The sequence below is a fragment of the Acetobacter fallax genome (genome assembly GCF_011516735.1).
Classification (GTDB): Bacteria; Pseudomonadota; Alphaproteobacteria; order Acetobacterales; family Acetobacteraceae; genus Acetobacter; species Acetobacter fallax.
In genome coordinates this window covers 25,819-44,818 of sequence record NZ_WOSX01000008.1, presented here as the reverse complement: position 1 = coordinate 44,818, position 19,000 = coordinate 25,819, and the positions used below count along the sequence as shown (strand labels likewise).

Here is a 19,000-nt window from a genome sequence, read left to right as displayed (position 1 = left end):
CTGCACGAACCCGGCAGGGACCGTCACACGAAGGCGTGCTGCGCACGACGACCCCTGCACCCCGATCTGTTTAATTAAAATGGTTTCCAAAGGTCTGAGACCTTTGGTGGGTTCCAGGGCAAAGCCCTGGAAAGGAGCCAGCACGCAACGCTAACAGTTCCTTTCCAGAGGTCGCGGAACTTTGGGAACCATTTTATTAAAGAGAACCGGAGTGTGAAGAAATTCCTAGCCCCGGACTGAGTATCGACAGTCTCCGGCATCACTCTCCCGCCTTTTTCTGTCTGCTGAGCGTTGCTGGCTGCCGGACGGGACCAGTGGTGTCCGCCGTTTCCGTGTCGTCAGGTGATTACGGATAAAACAGATTGCGCGAGCGGCTTTCCGGCGCTGCAATCCGTGCTATAAGGCTGTGCGTTTATTACATATCTGAACAGTGAGTTGATACGTGCCGCAGCCAACCTCGCGCATCCCGTCCAGTGTGTCGTCGAGACTGGTTTCGACCGCGGCCTGTGCCACGCTCACTATTCTCGCAGGCTGTTCCCTGTTCGGTAAGGACAAAGCAGCCCAGGTGCCGCAGCTGGCTTCGGCCGATGCCTATTACAACAATGGCATCGATGCGCTCCGGAGCCGGCGTTACACGCTGGCAGCGGCGGAGTTTGAAGTTCTTCAGCAAAATTATCCGTATTCCGGTTATACGGCCAATGCTCAGCTCATGGAGGGTTATGCGTATTACCTCCAGAGCAAATATGCTGAATCGGCGCAGCAGCTTGACCGCTTTATTGAGCTGCATCCGACCAGCGGCGATGCGCCGTATGCGTTCTATCTTCTGGCGCTCTGCTACTATGAGCAGATTGGCGATGTCCGGCGTGATCAGCAGATGACGTCTGAGTCGATGTCGCGTCTGCAGGACGTGATCGCACGCTTCCCTCAGTCAAAATATGCCCGGGACGCGCAGCTCAAGATTGATCTCTGCCGCGATCATCTGGCCGGCAAGGAAATGCTGGTTGGACGATATTATCAGCAGCAGCGTGCCTATGAGGGTGCGATCGGCCGGTATCAGCGGGTGGTTCAGGACTTCCAGACCACGAACCATGTGGCTGAAGCTCTCGAACGGCTGGTTGAGGTCTATCTCTCTCTTGGTCTGACAGATGAGGCGCGCAGGACCGGTTCCGTGCTGGCCTACAACTATCCGGGCAGCAAATGGTATCGCTACGCTTACAGCGATCTGAAGCGCTATCGCCTGCTGGAGGCCGGGACACCGAAGCCAGGCACGACAAAGGGGCCGGCCGGCGCGGCATCGCAGGCTGAAACATTGTCTCCCGCACAGTCGGCCGCGCGGGGTATCGGTCGCGCTGACGCGCCGCCTGCTCTTTCGAGTGCTCCGGTCCAGCCTGTGAACTCAGAACCGCTGACGCAGCAAAGCGATGGCTCGACTCTGACCAGCAATGTCGCACATCAGGGTGTCGGGCAGGGCACGAGCGGTCGTCCGCGCTGAGTCCGGCCTCTGTCATGGCAGCGTTTCTGGCGATCACAGGCCGGAGCAGCGGCTGTGACGGTTGACGGAACAGTGCTGCTGAACGATCCATCGGACTTACCGCTCCGGGCGGCGTGCTGCATGTTTCAGCATTCTGTTGCCGTCGGGCGGAACGGGTTTTCGCCATGCTAAGTTTTCTTTCTATTCGCGATGTCGTGCTGATTGAGACGCTTGATCTTGCGTTTCATGCTGGCCTGACGGCTCTGACCGGCGAGACCGGCGCGGGGAAGTCGATTCTTCTGGACAGCCTGGGGCTGGCGCTGGGTGAGCGGGCCAATGCGGGGCTGATCCGGGCGGGTGCGGCTGAGGCACGGGTGACGGCCAGTTTTGAAGTGCCGGGCGATCACCCGGTCCATGCCATTCTGGCGGAACTTGATATTCCTTCCGAGCCGGGTGAGCCGCTGATTTTGCGGCGTGTGGTCAATGGTGACGGACGCTCGCGGGCCTGGGTCAGCGATCAGCCGGTCGGTGTCGGGCTGTTGCGGCGGATTGCGACGACCCTGGTGGAAATTCAGGGACAGCATGAACAGATGGGGCTGGCCGATCCGACCAGTCATCGTGATCTGCTGGATGCTTTTGGGGTGCGCCCTGCCCTTCGCGCTGAGGTGACGCGGTGTTTTGCCGCGTGGCGGGAGGCGCGGACGGCACTTGAGGCGGCGCGGCGGGAAATGGCCGAGGCGGCACGGGAAGAGGAGTGGCTTCGGCACACGGTTTCCGAACTGTCGTCTCTGGCGCCTCAGCCGGATGAGGAACTGTTTCTGGCTGAGCAGCGGCAGGCGTTGCAGCGCAATGAGCGACGTGGCGCGGCGGTGGCGGCGGCGCTTGCTGAACTGACGCCGCGGGACCGGCGCAATCAGGGGCCGGCGGCGGCGCTGCGGGCGGCGAGCCGGACGTTGCACAAGCTGTTACCGGCGCCGGGACATGGGCCGGCTGAGGGTGAGACCGATCGTGATCCGCAGCAGATCGGGGCGAACGAGGCGCTGAACGCACTTGAGGTTGCCGAGACGGCCCTGGCGGATGCGGAGAGTCTGCTGGCACGGCTTGCCGCGGATCAGGATGCTGATCCGCAGCTTCTGGAGCAGACGGAGGAGCGGCTGTTCGCGTTGCGGGCGGCGGCGCGGAAGTTCGATACGACGGTGACGGATCTGCCGGATCTGTTGCAACGTCTGGTGCAGCGGCTTGACGCGCTGGAGAGCGGGACGGCGCGGCTGGATATTCTGGAGGCGGCGCTGCGCGAGGCACGGACGGCGTTTGAGAAGGCCGGAGCGTCGCTGACGGAGGCACGGACGAAAGCGGCGCGGAAGCTGGAAGCGGCGGTGATTGCGGAGCTGAAACCACTGAAGCTGGAGCGGGCGCGGTTTGTGGCGGAGTTGTCGCCGCTGGCGCCGGAACAGTGGAGTGCGGCGGGCATGGAGCAGGTGACGTTCCTGCTGGCGGCCAACCCGGGGCAGCCGCCGGGGCCGCTGGGTAAAGTGGCTTCGGGTGGTGAGCTGTCACGGCTGATGCTGGCGATCCGGCTGGTGCTGGCCGGTCGGTCGGCGATCGGGACGCTGGTGTTTGACGAGATCGATTCCGGTGTGGGTGGCGCGACAGCGGCGGCGATTGGCGAGCGGCTGCACAGGCTGGCGCAGGACATGCAGGTTCTGGCGGTGACCCATTCGCCTCAGGTGGCGGCGGCGGCGGATCATCATCTGCGGATTGGCAAGATTGTGCGGGGCGGTCAGACACAGACGAGTGCGGCTCCCCTCCCCTCTGACGCGCGGCGGGAAGAGATTGCGCGGATGCTGGCCGGCGATGTGGTGACGGATGCGGCGCGGGCGGCGGCGGCGAGTTTGCTGGAGCCGCGATCGTGAGTGGGGCGGACACGGCGGAGATTGCTGTTGAGGCACTGAGCGAGGAGCAGGCGGAGACGGAGCTGGCGCGGCTGGCGGCGCTGATTGCGCGGCTGAACGTGGCGTATCACGGAAAGGACGCGCCGGAAGTTTCTGACGCTGAATTCGATGCTCTGAAACGGCGGAATGAGGAGATTGAGGCGCGGTTTCCGACGCTGATCCGTGAGGATAGTCCTTCGGTCCTGGTCGGCGCGGCGCCGGACGGGGCCTTTGGCAAGCACCGGCATCTGGTGCCGATGCTGTCGCTGGATAACGTGTTCGATGCTGAGGAATTCGAGGCTTTTGTCGGCAAGGCGGTTCGGTTTCTCGGGCTGGATGAAGCGCAGGCGGCTGCGTTGCGGTTTGTTGGCGAGCCGAAGATCGACGGGCTTTCGATCAGTCTGACTTATGAAAAAGGTCGGTTCGTGCGCGGGACGACGCGGGGCGACGGGACGGTTGGCGAGGATGTGACGGCGAACCTGAAGACGCTGCGGGATCTGCCGTTGCGGCTGGCAGGGGATGCGCCGAACCTGATTGAGATCCGGGGCGAGGTGTTTCTCGGCAAGGCGGCGTTTCTGGCGATCAATGAAGCGCAGGACGCGGCGGGCGAGAAGGGATTTGCCAATCCGCGCAATGCGGCGGCGGGGTCTTTGCGGCAGCTTGATCCGAAGGTGACGGCGAAGCGGCCTTTGTCGCTGTTTGCCTATGCGATGGGGGCCAGTTCGGCGCCGGTGGCATTATCGCACTGGGATTATCTTGAAAAGCTGAAGGCGTGGGGCTTTACGGTTAATCCGCTGTCGACTTTGCTGGCGGGCAAGGGTGAGGCGGAACCGTTTTACGAGCGGATGGCACGGGAGCGGGCGGCGCTCGATTACGACATTGATGGTGTTGTCTACAAGATTGACGATCTGGCGTTACAGGAGCGGCTTGGTTTCGCAGGAAGGGCGCCGCGATGGGCGGTGGCGTGGAAGTTTCCGGCTGAGCAGGCGGTGACGCGGCTTTTGTCGATTGAGGTTCAGGTCGGGCGCACGGGGGCGCTGACGCCGGTGGCGCATCTGGAGCCGGTGAATGTAGGCGGCGTTCTGGTGGCGCGGGCGACGCTGCATAATGAGGATGAGATTGCCCGCAAGGATGTGCGGGTTGGCGATCTGGTGCAGTTGCAGCGGGCTGGCGATGTGATTCCGCAGATCCTCGGCATGGTGCCGGAACCTGGCCGGGAACGGGGAGCCCCGTTTATGATGCCGGATCATTGTCCGGCTTGCGGGGCGATGGCGGAGCGGCCTGAAGGGGAGGTCGTGCGGCGATGTGAGGGGGGCCTCACCTGCCCTGCTCAGGTGGTGGAGCGGCTGATCCATTTTGTCTCGCGACTGGCGTTCGACATTGACGGGCTGGGTGATCAGAGCATCCGCGAGTTTCATGAAGCGGGGCTGGTGAAAGCGCCGGGGGATATTTTCCGGCTGTCGGAGCATGAGGCCGGGATTGCGACGCGGGAGGGCTGGGGAAAGATTTCGGCGCGCAATCTGGTACGGTCGATCGAGGCGCGTCGGGTGATTCCGTTGTCCCGATTTATTTATGCGCTGGGTATTCGCAGGGTGGGTGAAAGTAATGCGAAGCTGCTGGCGCGGCATTACGGATCTTATGTGCAGTGGCAGACACAGATGCGGGCGGCGGCGATTATCGGGTCTGAGGCGCGGCAGGAACTGGGGGAGATTACCGGAATTGGCGGGGCTATCGCGGAGGAGATTGTCGCGTTTTTTGCCGAGCCGCATAACCGGGCGACGCTGGAGGATCTGCTCGGGCAGATTACCGTGGAGGATGAGCAGGCTGGCGGCGACGGGAAGCTTTCTGGAAAAGTGATTGTTTTTACGGGAAGTTTATCGACGATGACGCGGCCTGAGGCGAAAGCGACGGCGGAGCGCCTTGGCGCGAAAGTCACTGATAGCGTCTCGAAGAAGACGGATCTTGTTGTTCTGGGGACGGATGCCGGATCGAAGGCGAAGAAGGCGGCGGAACTGGGGATCGACACGCTGGATGAGGCCGGGTGGCGGGAACTGGCGGGGATGCCGGCTGTCTGAGGGCCGGGGCGCTCCGATAACGGCACAAGCAGGAACTCGCGGCAGATGTCTGTGCCGACCCGGGGCCGGTTACCACCGACCGAGATGTCGCCATCACGGTGCTGGATGCCTGCAAGCCAGATTATGCGTGAAGCAGGGCAGAGTCACCGGGTGATCCGGGTGCTTGTCATGCAGGGCGGCGCGATCATTCCGTATGCTTTCAGCGATCAGCCCCTTTGTGACGTGCGGCAGGAAAATATCCTGACGAACATGCCCCTGATCCTTGTGACGATGTTGAACTCTTCTGATCAGGGCATACAACTTCTGTTAAGAACAGTGATCTCGCTTCGGCCAGCTTTATACCGGCTTATCAGAACGGCATTGTCCGGAGTTCGGGAAACCAAAGCACTCCGTGGCACGACAGGATCAGGCATCCTGGAACCGGTCCGTCGCGTGCGGGATATGCTGAAAGCCGGCAGGGTTTTCGGAAATCCGGCCTGTGTGGAAGCTGGAAGCAGACGGAGCGTGAGCATCTGGTAACGGCAGCCGGGAACGACCGGATGCCTGCATCAGGACAGAACCGGATTGTCCTCCTGGCTGAACCGAATCCCACTCCGTCTGTCCGGCGGAACTGGCGGAAAGTGACAGGTTTTTCACGGCAAATCCGAATTGCGGGATGGGTATTTCCCTGTCATTATGCACCTCCCGGGAACAGAACGACTGAATAATAATAAATCCCCGCGGAACGCTTCCAGGCCTGCATTTTCTCCCGGGGAAACAGGGAATGCGGATTTCAGGAGGCTCCGTGCTCGGAGAGCGTTGGTCATGACGAAATGGGTTTACAGCTTCGGTGGCGGCCTGAATGAGGGCGGTGCCGAAATGCGCAATCTGCTTGGTGGCAAGGGCGCCAACCTGGCGGAGATGGCTTCAATCGGACTGCCTGTGCCTCCGGGATTTACGATCACGACGGAGGTGTGTTCGGCGTTCTATGCGAACGGGAACAACTACCCGCCGGAGCTGGCGCAGGAGGTTGCGGCGGCTCTTCATCGAGTTGAAGAGGTGATGGGACTGGTTTTTGGCGATGCGAACGCGCCGCTGCTGGTTTCTGTCCGCTCAGGCGCGCGGGTATCGATGCCGGGCATGATGGACACGGTTCTGAATCTCGGGCTGAACGACGTGACTGTTGAGGGGCTGGCGCGCTCTTCCGGTGACGAGCGGTTTGCCTGGGACAGTTATCGCCGTTTCATCCAGATGTATGGCTCGGTGGTGATGGGGGTTCCGCATCATCGCTTTGAGGATCTTCTGGAGCAGGCGAAGCGTGGTCTTGGCGTGCATGATGATACGGCGGTGAAGGCTGCTGACTGGCGCGAGATTGTCGAGGGCTACAAGGAAATCGTTCAGCGCGAGACGGGCAAGCCGTTTCCGGCTGATCCACAGGCGCAGCTCTGGGGGGCGATCGGGGCGGTGTTTGGCTCGTGGATGAATCCGCGTGCGAACACGTATCGCAAGCTGCATGAGATTCCCGCGAGCTGGGGCACGGCGGTCAACGTTCAGTCGATGGTGTTCGGCAACATGGGCGAGGACTGTGCGACGGGCGTGTGTTTCACGCGTGATCCGTCCACGGGCGAGGACATGTTCTACGGCGAGTATCTGGTGAACGCGCAGGGCGAGGACGTGGTGGCGGGCATTCGCACGCCGCAACCTATGGCGGCTCTGCGTGCGACACCGGATCAGGCGCCGATGGAGAAGGTTCTTCCGAAGGCTTACGAGGAGTTGCTGCGGGTTCGGGCGCTGCTTGAGAAGCACTACCGCGACATGCAGGACATTGAGTTCACGGTTCAGAGCAACACGCTTTATATGCTTCAGACCCGGACGGGGAAGCGGACGGCGGCGGCGGCTCTGAAGATTGCCATCGACATGGCGCGTGAGGGGCTGATCACGCAGGAGGAGGCGATCCAGCGTGTTCCGCCGACATCGCTTGATCAGTTGCTGCATCCGACGCTTGATCCAAAGGCCGAGCGGACGCAGATCGCCCGTGGTCTGCCGGCCTCGCCGGGTGCGGCGGCGGGAGCGATTGTCTTTACGGCGGAAGAGGTTGAGGATCGGGCGGCGCTGGGTGAGGACGTGATCCTTGTCCGGATCGAGACGTCGCCGGAAGACGTGCACGGGATGCATGCGGCGCGTGGCGTTCTGACGACGCGTGGCGGCATGACGTCGCACGCGGCTGTTGTGGCGCGTGGCATGGGCCGGGTGTGCGTCGCGGGGGCGGGCAGCATTCATGTCGACTACAAGGCGCAGACGCTGACGGCGAACGGGGTGACCCTCAAAGCGGGTGACTGGATCACGCTCGATGGCGGCACGGGCGCGGTTTATGTTGGCAAAGTCGCGACGATCCCCCCTACCCTTTCGGGCGATTTCAGCACGCTGATGGGCTGGGCGGACGATGTGCGTCGTCTGCGGGTCCGGGCTAATGCGGAAACGCCGGACGATGCGGAGACGGCGCGGAAGTTCGGGGCGGAGGGCATTGGTCTGAGCCGGACGGAGCATATGTTCTTTGGTCCGGACCGGATCGGGCATGTTCGGCAGATGATCATGGCGGATGATCCTGAGGCCCGGACGAAGGCGATCGGGGCGTTGCTGCCGTTCCAGCGGGACGATTTCGCCTCGATTTTCCGTATCATGCGGGGGTTGCCGGTGACGATCCGTCTGCTTGATCCGCCGCTGCATGAATTCCTGCCGCATGGCGAGGCGGAACTGGCTGAGGTTGCGACCGCTCTGGGTCAGAGCGTTGAGTCGCTGCGGGCGCGGCGTTCTGCCTTGTCGGAAGCCAACCCGATGCTGGGTCATCGTGGCTGTCGTCTCGGGATTACCTATCCTGAGATTTATGCGATGCAGGTCCGGGCGATTATCGAGGCGGCGATTGCTGTGTCCCGCGAGACGGGCGAGGCGATTGTTCCTGAGATCATGATCCCGCTGGTTGGTGTGAAGACTGAGCTGGATGTGACGCGCAAGGCGGCTGAAGACGTTGTCGCGGCGGTGTTTGCCGAGCAGGGCACGACGCTGGATTATCTGATCGGCACAATGATCGAGCTGCCACGGGCGGCGATCACGGCGGGGCAGATTGCCGAGGCGGCGGACTTTTTCTCATTTGGCACCAATGACCTGACGCAGACGACGCTCGGGCTTTCGCGTGACGACGCGGGATCGTTCCTGCCTTATTATGTCGATCACGGGCTGCTGCCGAAAGACCCGTTTGTGTCCATCGACCGTGAGGGTGTGGGCGCGCTGGTGCGGATGGGCGTTGAGGGTGGCCGGAAGACGAAGCCGAAGCTGAAGCTTGGTGTATGCGGCGAGCACGGTGGTGATCCGGACTCGATCGCGTTCTTCGAGCAGATTGGGCTGGACTATGTGTCCTGTTCGCCGTTCCGCGTTCCGGTTGCGCGGCTGGCTGCGGCACAGGCGGCTCTGGCGAAGAAGCAGGCGGGCGTTCCGGCCTGACGGGCTTCATGCGACTGCGGGGCGGGAGGGGTTGGCTTCGGGCGGCTTCCTCCCGCCCTTTTTTATGGGCAGGTGGCGAGGCTCCGGGCCGGCAATGCACTTCCCGATTGACACGTCGCCCTGTAACCGCATTCGAAAGCGTGCAAATCTCGGAAAATTTCTGACCGGTCAGTTGTCTTTGTCAGCTGCTTAAAATTAACCGTTCAGACTCTTCAGCAACACTTTCCGGAACCGGACAATGACGACGAAACAGCGGATTATTCTTCATCTGGTGTCGGGCGGGATCGGGCAGACGCTCGATGCGCTGGCCCGGGCGTCTGTGCCTCATTTTCCGGAGAATGAGTTTGAGGTCCGGCACTGGAATCTGGTGCGGACCCGGTCGCAGCTGCGTCGTGTGATGACGGGGATTGCGGCGGAGCGCGGGCCGGTTCTCTCGTCTCTCACGGATCAGGATCTTCAGATGGATCTTGAGGAGGGGTGCGGACGCGTGGGTGTGCAGCTTCTGGATGTGATGAACAGCACGCTGGCGCTTCTGGAGCGTGTGACGGGAACGCAGGCTTCAGGTCATGCGGGTGGGCAGTATGTGATGGACGAGAACTACTTTCGTCGCATCGACGCCATGCACTATGTGATCGAGCATGATGATGGCCAGCAGACCCGGGAGTTGCGGGATGCGGACGTGATTCTGGTGGGGGTCTCGCGGGCTTCGAAAACACCGACCTGCTTCTATCTGGCCAACAGGGGCATCAAGGCGGCGAATGTGCCTCTGGTGCCGGACACGCCTTTGCCTTCGGAACTGTTTGAGGCGCGGGTGCCGGTGATCGGGCTGACGATTGATCCTGATTCGCTGGTGGAGATCCGGCGGACGCGGATGACGTCGATGATTGCAGCGAAGCCTGGCGGCAATCCGGCGCTGCATGAGACGAGTTATGTCGACCCGGAAGAGGTTCGGGCGGAGTTGCTCTGGGCCAGGCGGCTATGCGCGCGCCATGGCTGGCCGGTGGTGGATGTGACGCGACGTTCGATCGAGGAGACGAGCGCGGCCATTCTGGAAATTCTGGAGCATCCCGGGCCGACGAACCTGCCGGGATAGGCTGGCAGGTCCCGTTCTGTGGCGAAGCTGGCGCCGTTTTTATTGCACGGTGATACGGTAAACGCGGGTTCCGCTCCGGCCGAGCGGACCGGTGACCTGGAGGGTGGCGAAGACGACGCCATGGAAGCCGGGCTCCGGCGTGTAGATGGCGGCGACGCCGGCTCGTTTTTTCAGATTACAGGCGTAACGCTGGCTGTCTGAAGCAGGATAGGACGGATAATAGTTTCCCGTCTCCGTTGTGATCTGACCGTGTGCTGGCGGGGTCTGCACCTGGATAATGGCGGTTCCGGCGGGGGTGCAGTCGGGCTCCAGGATGACGATGCTCTGGAGCGGCACGGGACGACCACCGATGGATGAGACATCGGTGAACTGTCCGGTGGAGGTGACGCTCTGATTGGCTGCCACAACCTGGAATCGTTGCGGCATGCAGGCCGCGAGGGCGAGGCATCCGAGGAGGACTGGCCCGAAACGCAGGGTATGCAGAAACGAGGACGATCGGTTCATGGTCAGGCCCTGTCGATGACGAACGGGTGGATACTGAGCCCTATTTTAGGGAATGTCGCAGAAAATGCCACAACGGCGTGTGTGACATAACGATAATTATGAATCCGATGCCGATGGCGACGCGACCGATGATGAAGGTGCCGACCTGGCGGAGGTCATGGAGTGTGGCCATTTCCACGAACGGGTCCCGGGGTGTTTCATCGTTCTGAGGCAGGGATTCTGCGCGACGATTGCGCCGTTCGGCCTCGGTGGAGGGAAGGCCTGCCCGCAGGAAGAGTTCGGTGCGGTAGACGTCCAGTTCTGTCGTGCGGTAACGACCGGGGGCAAAGGGTATTGGTCCGCAGCGGGCTATTTCGAGCAGACGCAGGCGCAGGGGACGGATGCCGAGATAGCCGGCCGCTTCGCTCCGGGTCAGCACACGCTTTCCGGGGAAAGCGAACACTGTCGTCCCGGTATCCTGTGTATCTGGTGTTGGGGATGGGCCGACCATGACAATCAAAGTCCGTGAAAGCGGACAGGGTGTCAATTTGTGTCTGCGTGAGGCTGCGATGCGAAGCTGGGTGCAGCTCTGATGTGGCAGGGTTTTCCGCAATCAGATCAGCACTCTGCCGGAGGTGTAACAGGCTGTCTGACAGGTCATCTTTACGGTTCTCTGCAAGCGGCGACTGGCCGGGCATTGGTTCTTTTGTGCTGGATAAAGGTATTATACCGTGGGTGTTATCCGGTTTTCCAATAGATACGCCGTGTGTTTCATCGGAGCGTATACGGCCCGTTTGCGGCGCTCTGCTGATCCGGCGCGTGTCAGGGGCGGTGCATGATGCCTGTTAAAGCTGGCGGTGTGGTGACCGGATTGATGCCCGTACGAGACGAAGAAAAAATCCGTAACAGTATTACATTTGCGATTATTCTTTACGAAAAACAATAAATACACAGAATATTCAGCTGTTTTGCATGGTTATACGCGGATATTTTCTGCTTCTTTCTGTGTTGATTCCTGTCATGCAGGGCTGCACTGAAGCGGCTGAAGGACGCCTCCTCCGTTTTGCGCAGCACGTCGGACACAGATTTTCAGAGCGCTGCGACAGAGAATGTCGCTATTACCGGATCGACGTTACGAAATAAGAACAACCCAGATGCCACAACGAATGAGGGAGCGTCTTTACCTACCTGACCTGGCAGCAACGGCACCCGAAGTCATCGTCGTCGAACCATTCGTCATCTTCTCCGGCAAAAGGATCATCGGTCGCTTGACCCGACTGACATGTCAGAGACAGGGTTATTTTCCTGCCTGGCGTTATGACATCGGGGATTTCATCCGGTGACTGTGCTGCGGAAAGAGCCTCGGCGTTCGTCCGGTCCGTCATCCTTTCCATAATATAGCTTTCCTGTCTCATGGCGGGGCGCGCCGGGTCTGCTTCGTGTTACGCAGAGAACAGGCGTATCCGCAGTATGCCTGTGCTGACAGAACTGTTCGCCCTTACTGATCTCAATCGTCCGGGCGTTTTATACCAGAGACGATGAAGGCTATGTGCGGAGCATCAGATCGCAGCGAGGAGTGTGTAGCCGGATCATAAAACCCGGACAGAGCCGGAGCGACCCGGCTTCCAGGCAGGCGCCCTCTGCCCGTACCGCCCTGACGGCGCGCATCACGACAAAACTTCAGCGCCCGGTCAGGGTCGGAAACGGCCAGTGTAATGTGGTTTAGCCCGTTAACGACGCCCGCCTGTCGAATCCTCCTGCTCCCGTGTCGTGTGCGAACATTCCGGTCTGGCTGAAGCCGTCAGAAACAGCTCTCAGCGCTGCACTCAAAGGAACGGGGTGGACGGTCAGTTTCAGTGGCCGGCAAGAAGCCTTGCGCGTGTTCGGTCGGGGCCGATCATGGGGAGGAGATCACGGAGTTCCGGCCCCTGCTCTTCTCCGGTCAGGGCGAGGCGGAGCGGATGGAAGAGGGCTTTTCCGCTTCGGCCTGTGGCGGCTTTCAGAGCGGTGGTCCAGTCTTTCCAGGTTGCCTCGGACCAGGGAGCCGGCGGCAGGAGTCCGGCGGCTGTGACGAGGAACTCCGCTTCGTCATCCTGCACGGGCGGGACGATGTGGTCATGAGTGACGGTCCACCAGTGACCGGCTTCTGAGAACAGTTCGATATTGCCCCGGATAGCAAGCCAGAAGGCTTCGGTTGTGCCGGGGGGGAGGCGACCCTGAACGTCGCTGAACGGGGTGGTTGCGAGGACGCGGCGGTTCAGAGCGAGAAGCTGACGCATGTCGAAGCGCGCTGAGGATTTCGAGATATGCGACAGATCATAGCTCTGTGCGAGTGTGTCGAAATCGAGCGGCTCCGGGTCGTCGGAGCTGCCGAGGCGGGCGAGATAGGAAACGAGGGCTTTTGATTCGATGCCATCGAGACGGAGGGTCTTGAGCGAGAGGGCGTCGAAGCGCTTGGAGAGTTTGCCGCCACCTTCGTCGAGGAGAAGGGGCAGATGCGCGAATCTGAAGCGGTTCGGGATTGCACCGAGGGCTTCGGCGATGTCGAGCTGTACGCCTGTATTGGTGATGTGGTCTTCGCCGCGAATGATGTTGGTGACACCGGTTTCCATGTCATCGACAACGGAGGCAAGCGTGTAGAGCACGGTGCCGTCCGCGCGGACCAGGACGGGATCGGAGATGGCGGTCAGTTTTACGGAGCACTGGCCCATGACGGCATCGATCCAGTTTTTGCTGCCGTCGGACAGACGAAAGCGCCAGTACGGCACTTTGCCGTTGGCTTCGGCCTGGGCGCGCTGCTCGGGGGTCATTTTGAGCATGGCGCGATCATAGAGCGGTGGCTTGCGCTGTTTGATCCGCAGTTCGCGCTTCTGGGCGAGTTCGATCTCGGACTCGAAGCAGGGATAGAGGCGGCCCGTACGTTTCAGGGCCTGAATGGCGAGCGCGTAGCGCTCCAGCCGTTCGGTCTGGCGGAAGGTTTCGTCCCAGTGGATGCCGAGCCATTCGAGGTCGGTGCGGATCGCGTCGGCGTAAATCTCTTTTGAGCGTCCGGTATCGGTGTCGTCGATACGGAGCTGAAACGCCGCCTTGTTCTGGCGGGCGAACAGGGCGTTGGCGATCGCCTGACGGGCATTGCCGACGTGAAGCATTCCGGTGGGGCTGGGCGCGAAGCGTAGTTTCATGAGCGGTTTATGCCGGTCTGCGGGGGAAAATGCCAGAGGGTGATGAGAGAGGAATATTTCGGTGTCAGAGCCAGGGCAGCGGCATGGTTAGGCCGTTGTTAACGCTGATGCCGGAAAAGCGACCGGGCTTACCGATCACATGACATTCGTCTGATGCGGCGGCTTTGTTCTGTTGTTTTTCATGACCATGATCCGCCTCCTGGTTCTGTGTCGTGGTTTACGTTGTCGCACTCTGTTTTATCTGAGCCGGGAGACTGATCGTTTATGATTCCGTTTCGATCGGTATGATGCGTCCCCTGCCCTTCTGGCGGGACCGGCGCGGAGGCGTTGCATTTCTGACCGCACTCTGGGCTGTGCCGGCGCTGATCGGGGTGGCGGCTGCCGTGAATTACGGGCTTTGTATTGAGAGCCGCAGCAGGTTGAACGCAATGGCGGATGCGGCCACGCTTGCGGTCGTCAGCACCGGCAAGATATCGGAGCCGGCGGCTCAGGCCGGGAGCGACGCGGAGACACTGTTCAGGTCGGCCGCGGCCACCTTGCCGGGGGTCACGATCACATCCGTTGACGTTTCGGTCTCCTCCACGGACAGTTCGACGACCACGGTGAAGCGGGTGGCGACGCTTCGGTACAGCGCTGCGTTTCCGCTGCTGATGGGCGGGTTTCTCGGGATGCCCTCCCTGTCACTGACTGGCATGAGCGAGGCAACCGGCTCGACGCCGGCAAATATCGATTTCTACCTTCTGGTCGATACGTCGCCTTCGATGGCGTTTCCCGCCACATCGACCGGCATGGATGCTATGCTGGCCGCCACGAAAAGCCAGAGTTCCGGTAACGGTTGTGCTTTTGCCTGCCATCAGACGACGACGTCCGCGACGAATCCGGGTGGCACACCTCTGGACTCCGCCAGTGGCAAATATCTCGACAACTATCAGATTGCGATCAATCAGGGGATCTCACTGAGGATTGATGTCATTCGCTCAGCCATTACTGATCTGATCCAGACCGTCAGTGCAAGCGGCGGCAAGAATGCGGCAACCTATCGGATGGCGATTTCAACATTCGACTATTCCTATAGCCCGGTCTCGGCTGTGACAGGAGATACTGATACGCTGACGCAGGCGGCTCAGCAGATTGAGCTTCTCGCTGTCTGCAGCAATAATGCCCGTGTCTGCGGCGTCAGCAATTCCGATATGGATACGAATTTCACGGCGGCATTTGCGGGAGAAAGCGACAGTCTTCCCGCTATGTCAGGGACAGGCACCAATAATTCCGGCGATACGCCACAGGTGGTGCTTTTTCTGCTGACGGATGGGATGCGTGACGAGAACGTTTCCGGCGGTCGCGCCCTTGGTGCCATTCCTGTGGCGCTTTGCGAGGACCTGAAACAGAACCGGAATATTCGTATTGCGGTACTTTATACGCAGTATCTTGTGGATGATCTGCAAACCAATGCCTGGTCAGTGTCCCATGTCATGTCTTTCCTGTCGCCGACGGACACTCTGGAGGAAAACCTTCAGTCCTGTGCATCGCCCGGGCTGTTTTACGAAGTCACGACAAATGACGATGTTTCGACGGCATTGCAGACTCTGTTTCAGCGCACGCTGGCAACCGCGCATCTGACACAATAGCCACTGACCGGCCTCTGGCGGGGCGTTTGCTCATGACGAACCGGAGCCGCGGCCATTGACGCGGTGCGATGGCGTCGTTACCGGAGCAGGGCGCCACTCAGTGAGGATAGTGTCATGACGGCTGCGGCCGGAGCACCTTTGTCGTTGCGCTTTCATGCCGCGGGTGAGTGGCCCGACGGCACGGTGGACAGCGCCGGCGATCTTATACTGTCACCGGAAACGGACGCTGCGCTTGCGGCGATTGCGGCTCCGGTGAGCGTAAAGGCAAAAACGTCCGTGTTCCGGCAGGGTGATGCTGCGGCCTCTGTTTATCTCATCCGGTCCGGCGCCATGCGGGTGGCGCATCAGCTTGAGGACGGGAGAAACCAGATCGTGGCGTTTTCCTGGAGCGGGGATCTGTTCGGCCTGGCCGATCATGGGGTTTACCTGAATTCGGCGGATGCGCTGACGGACTGCGATCTTGTGGAGTTTTCCCGGCCGGCTCTGAAAAGTCTGTTTCTGAAGGAGCCTCAGTTACAGGGGGATTTCCTTGTTGAGGCGATTGCGGATCTTCGCATGTCGCAGCGCCATCTTCTTCTGGTAACGCATCAGCGCGTGACGAAACGGCTGGCCGGATTTCTTGTTGAATGTGCCCGGCAACCGGATTGCTATGATCCGAAGACCGGTGTGCTGTCGCTGATTATGGACCGGACCGATATTGCGGATTATCTCAGCACGACGGTGGAGACGGTCAGCCGGACGATTGGCGCGCTGGAGGAACAGCGACTGATGACACGGATCGACCTGCGACATGTGCATCTGGATCTGGCCGGATTACAGGCGATGATGGTGCGCTGAGCCTCCCTTCCGGTTTGTTATGGCATCGGCGGGGGATTGCTTCTCAGGAGTGCATTGTCCCTGTGTCGAGAAAGCGCTGATGCCAGGCGAGGGATTCTGTCAGCAGATGTGGCGTTTCACCTCCGCCGGGGCTGTTTGTGGCGCGCGTGAGATAATCTTTCAGCATGGGTCTGTAATCCGGATGGGCGCAGTGGTCGATGATCAGGCGGGCTCTCTGTCTCGCGGAAAGGCCGCGCAGATCGGCGAGACCCTGTTCTGTGACCATGATCTGCACGTCCTGATTGATGTGATCGACATGGGCGGTCATGGGGACGATGCTGGAGATGGCGCCGGCTTTCGCGGTTGAGGGCGCCATGAAGATGGAGACGTGGGCGCTGCGGGCAAAGTCTCCTGAACCACCGATGCCGTTCTGCACTCGCGAGCCCATCAGGCGGGTGGAGTTTACGTTTCCGTAGATGTCTGCCTCAATCATTGTGTTCATGGTGACGCAGCCAAGGCGGCGGATGACTTCGGGATTATTGCTGATTTCCTGTGGACGGAGAATGAGTTTTTCGCGCAGGGAGGCCATGTCGCGGTTCAGGATTTCTGAGGCGCTGCTGCTGACGGAGAAGGCGGAGCCGGAGACGGCGCGCATCTTGCCGGAATGAATCATGGCGAGCATGCCATCCTGAATAACCTCTGTGTAAGCAAAGAGGTTTTCGAACGGACTATCAACGAAGGCGGCCATGACGGCGTTGGCGACATTGCCCACGCCGGACTGAAGCGGCGGAAGTGCGGGCGGCAGGCATCCATATTTTGTTTCGTGACGGAAGAACTCCATCAGATGACCGGCGATCTGGCGGGCGCTCTCATCTGTATCACGAAAAGAGACGTTGAGATCGGGCTCGTTTGTCAGGACGATGGCGGCGATTTTTTCGGGATCGACACGGAAAACGGTCTCTCCGATGCGGTCATCCGGGCGGCGGATGGGGATTGCGAGACGCTCTTCGGGGTGAAGGTCTCCGTTCCAGATATCGTGCAGGCCGTGGATGGCGGGATTGTGCCACGCATTGACTTCGATGATGACTTTTTCAGCCATATCCAGCCAGGTTTTGTTGTTGCCGACCGCGAGAGTCGGGACGATGCCACCGTCTTCGAGGATGGCGGCGGCTTCGATAATGGCGACGTCGATTTTTCCGAAGAAGCCGGCGCGGACCCAGGACGCGACCTTGCTGAGATGCAGATCGACATAGGCCGTGTCGCCGGCGTTGATTCTCCCGCGCATGGTGGCGTCGCCGTTATAGGGCATGCGGAAGCTGACGCCGTTGACGCGGGCCAGGGCGCCGTCGAGATCAGGGCTGGTGGAGGCGCCGGTGAAAAGGCGTACACTAAAGGGCTGGCCGACTGCATGGGCTTCCTCAATGCGGGCGGCCAGGGCGCGGGGAACGGCTTTGGGTGTGCCGGACGGGGTGAAGCCGCCGCTGCCGATTGTCATGCCGTTGTGAATGAGAGCGGCGGCGTCTTCCGCGTTGCAGATTTTGCGCTGTAGCGCCAGTGGGCGGACCCGATCCTGTTCCATGGCCAGTCTTCTTTCCTGTTTTTATTTTTTATTCGACGGAAACCGGATCAGTCCTCGCATTCGATGGCGATGGCTGTTGCCTCCCCTCCCCCGATGCACAGAGCGGCAACGCCCCGTTTCAGGTGACGTTGCCGCAGCGCGTGCAGCAATGTGACGATCAGCCGGGCGCCGGTCGCGCCGATGGGATGACCGAGGGCGCAGGCGCCGCCGTGAACGTTCAGTTTATCGGCGGGAATTTCGAGATCGCGGGCGGCGGCCATGGCGACGACGGCGAAGGCTTCGTTCACCTCGAAGAGATCGACATCCGCGAGGCGCCACCCTGCCCGCCCGACCACTTTTTTCGTGGCCGGGATAGGTGCTGTGGTGAACCAGGCCGGTTCCTGAGAATGGGTGGCGCAGGCAGCGATTGTCGCGAGGATGGGCAGACCGGCGGCCCGGGCGTGCGACCGGCGGGTGAGGACGAGGGCGGCGGCGCCGTCCGCGATGGCTGAGGAACTGGCGGCGGTGATGGTGCCGTCTTTTCGGAATGCTGCTTTCAGGGAGGGTATTTTTTCAGGTGATACTTTGGGAGGGTTTTCATCGGCCGTGACGCGCATCTCTCCCTTCCGCGACGGGATCACGACGGGTTCGATTTCGTCGCTGAAGGCGCCCTGACTGGCGGCGTTGCGGGCGTTGGTGAGCGTGCTGGCAGCATAGGCGTCCTGGTCGGCGCGGCTGAATTTGTAGGCATCTGCTGTCGCTTCGCCGAAATCACCCATGGAGCGTCCGCCTTCATAGGCGTCTTCCAGACCGTCGCGCAGCATGTGATCGACCACGGTATTGTGGCCCATGCGATACCCGGTGCGGGCTTTGGGCAGAAGGTATGGCGCGTTCGACATGGATTCCATGCCGCCCGCGACAGCGAGTTTCGCGGAGCCGGCCAGCAGGGCATCGTGCGCCATGAAGACCGCCATCATGCCGGAGCCACAGACTTTGTTGACGGTGGCGGCGGGAGTGCTCTGGGGCAGACCCGCGCTGAGCGCGGCCTGTCTGGCGGGGTTCTGTCCGATACCGGCGCCGAGGACGCAGCCCATGGTGACGCTGTCGATGGCATCCGGGGCGATGCCCGCACGCCGGAGGGCGCCGGTGATGGCGGTGGCGCCGAGCATGGGTGTGGTGGCCTCTGACAGGTCACCGAGGAAGCGGCCGAGCGGGGTGCGGGCGGCGGCTACGATGACGATGGGATCTTCGTGTTTCATGACTGTCTCCCCGTGTGACGGGCTGGT

Annotated in this window: 13 protein-coding genes; 8 read left to right on the top strand and 5 right to left on the bottom strand. The window is 61.1% G+C overall.

Annotation, left to right across the window (positions count from 1 at the left end; translation table 11 throughout):
• Positions 1-442: 442 nt before the first annotated feature.
• From GOB85_RS06305 to GOB85_RS06280, 6 genes are all read left to right on the top strand, one after another.
• Positions 443-1,492: an outer membrane protein assembly factor BamD gene (locus tag GOB85_RS06305; RefSeq protein ID WP_408737044.1), complete on the top strand. Its 1,050-nt coding sequence runs from the start codon at positions 443-445 to the stop codon at positions 1,490-1,492.
• A gap of 164 nt (positions 1,493-1,656) precedes the next feature.
• On the top strand, positions 1,657-3,384 hold the full coding sequence (gene recN, locus GOB85_RS06300; protein WP_173576733.1) for a DNA repair protein RecN: 1,728 nt from the start codon (positions 1,657-1,659) through the stop codon (positions 3,382-3,384).
• Between the two features lie 35 nt (positions 3,385-3,419).
• Entirely contained in the window at positions 3,420-5,477 is a 2,058-nt protein-coding gene (gene ligA, locus GOB85_RS06295; RefSeq protein ID WP_173576776.1) for an NAD-dependent DNA ligase LigA, read from the top strand.
• A 45-nt stretch (positions 5,478-5,522) separates the two neighbouring features.
• Positions 5,523-5,996, top strand: a complete 474-nt coding sequence (locus tag GOB85_RS06290; RefSeq protein WP_173576734.1) for a hypothetical protein — start codon at positions 5,523-5,525, stop codon at positions 5,994-5,996.
• Positions 5,997-6,281: 285 nt separating this feature from the next.
• Positions 6,282-8,954, top strand: a complete 2,673-nt coding sequence (ppdK, locus tag GOB85_RS06285; protein ID WP_173576735.1) for a pyruvate, phosphate dikinase — start codon at positions 6,282-6,284, stop codon at positions 8,952-8,954.
• 238 nt (positions 8,955-9,192) lie between these two features.
• Complete coding sequence (locus GOB85_RS06280; protein ID WP_173576736.1) at positions 9,193-10,047, top strand: pyruvate, water dikinase regulatory protein; 855 nt, start codon at positions 9,193-9,195, stop codon at positions 10,045-10,047.
• A gap of 39 nt (positions 10,048-10,086) precedes the next feature.
• Here GOB85_RS06280 and GOB85_RS06275 read toward each other — a convergent pair whose 3' ends face one another.
• From GOB85_RS06275 to GOB85_RS06265, 3 genes are all read right to left on the bottom strand, one after another.
• On the bottom strand, positions 10,087-10,551 hold the full coding sequence (locus GOB85_RS06275) for a hypothetical protein (protein ID WP_173576737.1): 465 nt from the start codon (positions 10,549-10,551) through the stop codon (positions 10,087-10,089).
• Between the two features lie 40 nt (positions 10,552-10,591).
• Positions 10,592-11,041, bottom strand: coding sequence for a hypothetical protein (locus GOB85_RS06270; RefSeq protein ID WP_173576738.1), 450 nt, complete (start codon positions 11,039-11,041; stop codon positions 10,592-10,594).
• 1,342 nt (positions 11,042-12,383) lie between these two features.
• Positions 12,384-13,712, bottom strand: a complete 1,329-nt coding sequence (locus GOB85_RS06265) for a glutamate--tRNA ligase (RefSeq protein WP_173576739.1) — start codon at positions 13,710-13,712, stop codon at positions 12,384-12,386.
• A 284-nt stretch (positions 13,713-13,996) separates the two neighbouring features.
• Between GOB85_RS06265 and GOB85_RS06260 the strand changes: the two genes are divergently transcribed.
• Together GOB85_RS06260 and GOB85_RS06255 are read left to right on the top strand one after the other, a co-directional pair.
• A complete protein-coding gene (locus GOB85_RS06260; RefSeq protein WP_173576740.1) occupies positions 13,997-15,340 on the top strand; it encodes a TadE/TadG family type IV pilus assembly protein in 1,344 nt (447 codons plus the stop codon).
• Positions 15,341-15,454: 114 nt separating this feature from the next.
• Entirely contained in the window at positions 15,455-16,177 is a 723-nt protein-coding gene (locus GOB85_RS06255) for a Crp/Fnr family transcriptional regulator (RefSeq protein ID WP_173576741.1), read from the top strand.
• Positions 16,178-16,220: 43 nt separating this feature from the next.
• Here GOB85_RS06255 and GOB85_RS06250 read toward each other — a convergent pair whose 3' ends face one another.
• Positions 16,221-17,735 carry a succinate CoA transferase gene (locus tag GOB85_RS06250; protein ID WP_173576742.1) on the bottom strand — a complete coding sequence of 505 codons (1,515 nt, stop codon included), beginning with the start codon at positions 17,733-17,735 and terminating at the stop codon, positions 16,221-16,223.
• Positions 17,736-17,782: 47 nt separating this feature from the next.
• Positions 17,783-18,973, bottom strand: coding sequence for a thiolase family protein (locus GOB85_RS06245; protein ID WP_173576743.1), 1,191 nt, complete (start codon positions 18,971-18,973; stop codon positions 17,783-17,785).
• Positions 18,974-19,000: the final 27 nt, after the last annotated feature.